Here is an 807-nt window from a genome sequence, read left to right on the forward strand (position 1 = left end):
GCTTGGGGGAGGTAGAAAATCCTCTCTCCAAAGTTGCCGACTTATTTAAACAAGAAGCGGATATTGTTTGTTTTGACGAGTTCTTTGTCTCTGACATAACTGATGCCATGATTCTTGCCACATTGTTGCAAGAAATGTTTAAGCGTCAGATGGTGCTGGTGGCGACGTCAAACATCGAACCACAAAATTTGTATCGTAATGGCTTACAGCGAGCTCGTTTCCTTCCTGCTATTGATATGATTTTGGCGCGTTGCCATGTACTAAATGTGGATAGTGGTGTCGATTATCGTCTGAGGACGTTGGAACAAGCCGAAATCTACCATTATCCATTGGATGAGCAGGCTTCTATTAATTTAAATACCTATTATCAGCAGCTTACGGCTGAGCGTAAAAGCGTTGCTCACAAAATCGACATTAATCAGCGACAGAATAACGTGATTGAAGCCAGTGATGGGGTGTTACATGCTTCTTTTGAGCAGTTGTGCCAAACCGCTCGAAGTCAAAACGATTACATTGAACTCTCACGTATTTATCACACGGTTTTACTGGCCGATGTTCGTCAGATGAATCGTAAAATTGATGATGCTGCGAGGCGTTTTATTGCTTTAGTCGACGAGTTTTATGAGCGTAACGTAAAACTGATTATTTCAGCGGAAGTCGAGATGGATGCCTTATATAGCGAAGGACAACTGGAATTTGAGTTCAAGCGTTGTGTATCACGTTTAACCGAGATGCAGAGTCATGAGTATCTTGCTCGCGAGCATTTGGCGTAAATTTGATTGCCTCTTTAAAAAGTGAAGAAAAAAT

General features: G+C 41.8%; 1 protein-coding gene. It reads left to right on the forward strand.

Going from position 1 to position 807, the window contains the following annotated elements:
* The coding region (gene zapE, locus R7040_RS25765) for a cell division protein ZapE (RefSeq protein WP_318097476.1) at nt 1-773 on the forward strand (773 nt) is incomplete at its 5' end.
* Nucleotides 774-807 lie beyond the last annotated feature (34 nt).

The organism is Vibrio sp. 1069 (assembly GCF_033340555.1).